The 5,009-nt window shown below is 52.7% G+C and carries 3 protein-coding genes and 3 tRNA genes; 5 read left to right on the forward strand and 1 reads right to left on the reverse strand.

The annotated features are described in order from the left end of the window. The first annotated feature begins 212 nt into the window (after window positions 1–212). The 4 genes from WIH05_RS00265 (at window position 213) to WIH05_RS00280 (ending at window position 2,627) form a co-directional block, all read left to right on the forward strand. Window positions 213–2,258, forward strand: coding sequence for a glycoside hydrolase family 13 protein (locus WIH05_RS00265; protein WP_337424802.1), 2,046 nt, complete (start codon window positions 213–215; stop codon window positions 2,256–2,258). 39 nt (window positions 2,259–2,297) lie between these two features. Further along, window positions 2,298–2,379 (forward strand) — tRNA-Tyr (locus WIH05_RS00270). 46 nt (window positions 2,380–2,425) lie between these two features. After that, a tRNA-Phe gene (locus WIH05_RS00275) sits at window positions 2,426–2,498 on the forward strand. Window positions 2,499–2,556: 58 nt separating this feature from the next. Beyond that, window positions 2,557–2,627: transfer RNA gene (locus tag WIH05_RS00280), tRNA-Gly, on the forward strand. A gap of 68 nt (window positions 2,628–2,695) precedes the next feature. On the opposite strand, the gene WIH05_RS00285 is transcribed toward WIH05_RS00280, so the two are convergent. Next, window positions 2,696–3,838 (reverse strand): SLC13 family permease, encoded by a 1,143-nt coding sequence (locus tag WIH05_RS00285; RefSeq protein WP_337424803.1) that lies wholly within the window; start codon window positions 3,836–3,838, stop codon window positions 2,696–2,698. 453 nt (window positions 3,839–4,291) lie between these two features. Here WIH05_RS00285 and WIH05_RS00290 point away from each other — a divergent pair, with 453 nt between their 5' ends. Then, window positions 4,292–4,879, forward strand: a complete 588-nt coding sequence (locus tag WIH05_RS00290; protein WP_022272742.1) for a hypothetical protein — start codon at window positions 4,292–4,294, stop codon at window positions 4,877–4,879. The last annotated feature ends 130 nt before the right edge of the window (window positions 4,880–5,009 follow it).

The following is a 5,009-nucleotide window of genomic DNA, read 5'->3' on the forward strand; positions in this document are numbered from 1 at the left end:
ATACATTATATAGTTTTTGCTATACCCCATAAGAGACATAATACCTTTTCCGGAAAAAGGCCAGCGATTCCCCGCTGGCCTTTTTTCTGTCCGGAAGCAGGGAAAGGCCAGGCATGAAAAATAGTCCGTGCAATTCCCGGGGAAATCCTGTATAATAATAAACAGAAGAAAAATAAGACAACATCAGGAGACAGAGAGGAGAAGCTGTTTTTATGGAAAAAGCGGCTCTGTTTTGCGATGAGACTGCGGAATACCGGTGTCCGGAGGAACCAGATCCCGGCGACCTTGTGACTCTGCGGTTTCGGACAGCGAAAAATAACGCGGATCATGTTTCTATGATCATATGTGGAAGCGGCCAGCGGATCGAGCTTTATAAGGCAGAGAGCCGGGGGCGGTTCGATTTTTATGAGACTGTGATCTCGGTGGGAAAAACGGCCCTCCGTTTTTATTTTGAGATAAAAAAAGGCAGAGAGACCTGTCTTTACAATCGGCTGGGAGTAACGAAGGATATACAGAGACAGCAGATGTTTGCCATTACTCCTGGCTTTCATGTGCCGGACTGGGCCAAGGGTGCTCTCATGTACCAGATCTTCATTGACCGGTTCTGCAACGGCGATCCGGATAATGATGTGGTTTCGGATGAGTATATTTACATTGGCTTCCCGGTGATGAAGATCGACGACTGGAGAGAGGATCTGTCGGTGCTGGATGTGGACCGGTTTTACGGCGGTGACCTCCAGGGGATCTGGGACAAGCTGGATTACCTCCAGGACATGAAGGTGGAGGTGCTGTATCTGAATCCGATCTTCGTGTCGCCCTCCAACCACAAATATGACACCCAGGACTATGAGCATGTGGATCCCCATTATGGGGTGATCGTAAAGGAGGCCGAGGGCCTGGCCGACGAGTATGACAGCGACAACGGCCACTCGGAAAAATATGCGGTCCGGACCACGGATATGGAAAATCTGGAGGCCAGCGATGCGTTTTTTGCCCGGTTCATGGAGGAGGTCCATAAACGGGGCATGCGGGTGATCCTGGACGGCGTGTTTAACCACTGCGGCTCCTTTAATAAATGGCTGGACCGGGAGAAGATCTATGCAGGACGGGCCGGATACGCGCCGGGAGCCTATCTGGATCCGGAAAGCCCCTACCGGGATTTTTTCAAGTTCTCCAATGAGAATGGCTGGCCTGACAATGGCTCCTATGAGGGCTGGTGGGACCATAATACCCTTCCAAAGCTTAATTATGAGGGCTCGGAGGTGTTATATCAATATGTTCTGGATATTGCGAAGAAGTGGCTGTCGCCGCCATATAACATCGACGGCTGGCGGCTGGACGTAGCGGCAGATCTGGGACACTCACCGGAAATGAACCATCAGTTCTGGCGGGATTTCCGGAAGGTGGTGAAGGAGACCAATCCGGACGCCCTGATCCTGGCGGAGCATTATGGGGACGGCTCTTCCTGGCTGGGCGGCGACCAGTGGGATACGATCATGAATTATGACGCTTTTATGGAGCCTCTTTCCTGGTTTCTGACGGGGCTTGAAAAGCACAGTGACCGGGCAGACGGCCACCTGTACCAGAACAGTCAGGCGTTTATGTGTACCATGCTTTACAATATGAGCTGGATGCAGACGCCGTCCATGATGGCGGCCATGAACGAGCTCTCCAATCACGATCACTCCCGTTTCCTTACCAGGACCAACCGACAGGTGGGGCGGCTGGATTACCGGGGGAAGGCGGCGGCCTCAGAGGGGATCAATCTCGGGATCTTCCGGGCGGCGGTGGTGGTCCAGATGACCTGGCCTGGGGCGCCGACGATCTATTACGGCGATGAGGCCGGTGTCTGCGGATGGACGGATCCGGACAGCCGGCGGACATACCCCTGGGGCCAGGAGGATCTGGAGCTGATGGAATTCCACCGGTATCTGGCGGGGATCCGAAACTGGAACCGGGCCTTCCGGACGGGCTCCTTTAAGCCGCTGCTGGCAGAGAATGGCATGATCGCCTACGGCAGATTCCAGGAAAATGAGCGGGGCGTGGTGCTGGTCAACAGTGAGAGCTTTACCCAGAGGGCTCAGATCCCTGTATGGGAGGCAGAGGTGACCGGAGATTCCATGGACCGGATCATGGAATCCAGCGTGGAGCGGTACAATGTGGGACGTCTCCCGTACCCGGTCAGGGACGGGATCCTGACCGTTGAGATCGGTCCCTTCTGTGCCATGATCTTTGAGGAAAAAGTGCTTGATTTTTAATTGATTTTGTGATATCATTTTGACTTGTCAGAATGATATGGGCGGGTTCCCGAGTGGCCAAAGGGGACAGACTGTAAATCTGCTGCAACTTGCTTCGGTGGTTCGAATCCACCTCCGCCCAGTAGAATTTGGAAATTTTGAATTGATTCGGATTTTCAGATTTATATGCCCAGATAGCTCAGTTGGTAGAGCAGAGGACTGAAAATCCTCGTGTCGCTGGTTCGATTCCGGCTCTGGGCATTAAAAACAGAAGGTCTAAGAAAGCCGCTCTGGCATCCCAGACCTCTCATATTTCTCTGCGGGTGTAGTTCAATGGTAGAACACCAGCCTTCCAAGCTGGATACGTGGGTTCGATTCCCATCACCCGCTCTTTTTATTGCTGCGGAAGCCATGATTTTCAGAGGGCTTCCGCTTTTTATATTCTGGAAAGGAGCGCTTCACGACAGAAGGCCGCTCTGTGGGGCTGCTGCGGCGGCCAGAAGAAGGATGGCCAGAAAGAGCACGTTCATGGCTGTAAAGTGCGCCAGGTATTTTCCCTTGAGACCAGGAAAATCCCTGGCTACATATTTGTAGGAGATCAGGCTGGCCATGGACGCGATCAGTGTTCCCAGGCCTCCCAGATTTGTGCCGATGAGGAGGGAGGCGCCCTGATCGGTGAAGCCGGACAGCAGGAGAGCCGCCGGGACATTGCTGATGACCTGGCTGACCGCCACGGAGCAGAGAAGCTCATGGCCGATGACCAGCTGCTGGAACAGGCTGCTGAGCCAGGGGATCTGTTTCATGTTCCCGATGAAAATGAAAAATCCCGCAAAGGTGATCAGAAGAGAGTAATCCACCTTTGAAAATACGGTGCGGTCTGCGAAGAGGCCGATGCAGACGACCGCCATCAGAAGGAGCGGGATGGGGATCCATTTTCCTACGGCTCCCAGACAGAGAAGAAACATGAGCAGATAGGAAAGAAGGCTTTTGCGGCAGAATGGCGCTGCTCCCGAAACGGTCTGCATTTCGGACAGGCTGAAAGAAAGCGGCTGGTTTTTTCCGCGCAGGAGCGCCAGGAGGATGAGCAGCAGGGACAGGAGGGCAAAGGGCAGCATGGTCTGGAGAAAGCTGCCCATTCCCATCTGGTAGTGGGAATAGAGGTAGAGGTTCTGCGGGTTTCCGATGGGCGTGGCCATGCTCCCCAGGTTGGCGGCAATGGTCTGCAGAACGACCACAGGGATCAGCCTGTCCTCGCGGCGGATCATTTTCAGCAGCTCAATGGCGAAGGGGACAAAGGTGATCAGCGCCACGTCATTGGTGATGAACATGCTGGAGAAAAAACACAGGAGGACCAGGAGCATTTCCAGCTGCCGGAGACTGTGTATGCGCATTAGAAGGCTTTCTCCCATCTGGTGGAAAAATCCCATGGCCTGGAGTCCCGCCATGGTGGCCATGAGACAGAATAAAAGCCCCAGGGTGTGAAGGTCCAGGTAACTGATATAGCGGATGCTGGGCGGAACGGCCGCCATAGACAGGATGGCCAGCGTCCAGGCCGCAGTAAGCACCGCGTCCTTTTTTAAAAATGACAAAATTCGTTTCATGATGATCCCTCGATTCCTTTGATTGGGTTCCGGGAGGAAGCCCTTCCGGTCCTAGAGTAACACAGGAGGGAGGGGAGCGCAAGAGAACTTTTGGGCAGTGTTTACAGGGGGTGTCGGGAATAGAGTCAGTTAATAGAATTATTCTGAAAATTTAAATTATATACCGAGAAAAATTTGCCGAAAATAGGATGAGAAGAAAATTTGACATTTCATTTTAAGTGTGCTATACTAATTATCGTAAAAATAAATAAAAAAGAACCGTCTTACATATTAAGAAGGGCTTTTGGTATTTCACCATCAGGTGCTGTATGAAAAGCCCTTCTTTTTATTTGCGCGTGGAATGCGCGCAGAGAAAGGCGGGAAAATCCGGGGCCCTGGAAGGGTAGGTAAGGCAGAAATCTGCGGACGAGCCGCAGGTGCAGCAAAATCAATATCAAACAGGAGGAAGGAAACATGAATACCATTAACGTAACAAAAAGGGATCTTACAGTGAAGGCAAAGAAGCTCAGAAGGAATGGATACGTTCCGGGAAGCGTTTTCGGCGGTATGTTAAAGGAGCCGGTGGCTCTTCAGATCGAAGAGTCTGTGGCCAGACAGCTGGTTCGGGAGCTTCGTGAGGGCAGCCGTCTGAAACTGAATCTGGATGGAACAGTGATCCCTGTACAGATAAAAGAAAAATCTCTGGACAACTTAAAGCATGAGATCCTGGAGATCAGCTTCCAGGCTCTGGCGGCAGACCAGGCGGTCAACAGCGTGATCGATATTGTGCTGGTGAACGCGGATAAGGTGACGGCGGTCCTGGAGAAGCTGAATATGAAGATTCCGTACTCGGCTCTTCCGGCAGATATGATCGATACGCTGGAAATCGACGTGGACGGTATGCCTGTGGGAACCATTGTGACCGTAGGGGATATTCCGGAGTTAAAGAGTGAGAAGCTGGCGCTTCAGGTCAACAGCGATGAGATCGTATTCCGGATCACCGACGGAAAACGCGGAGGAGGAGCTGCTTCTGAGGCAGAGGAGGCTCCGGCGGCAGAATAATTGCCTGGCTGGTGCTTGGGAATACGGGGGCAGTCCCCTGGCCAGAGGCGGAAGCCGTCTGGAAACTGAATAAGATAAAAGGGCAGCACCCGGCAGACTGGAAATCTGGTCTGCCGGGCGGCTTTTTTTG

It is taken from the genome of Alitiscatomonas sp. (assembly GCF_037242085.1).
In the GTDB taxonomy this organism is placed as follows: Bacteria; Bacillota; Clostridia; order Lachnospirales; family Lachnospiraceae; genus Alitiscatomonas; species Alitiscatomonas aceti.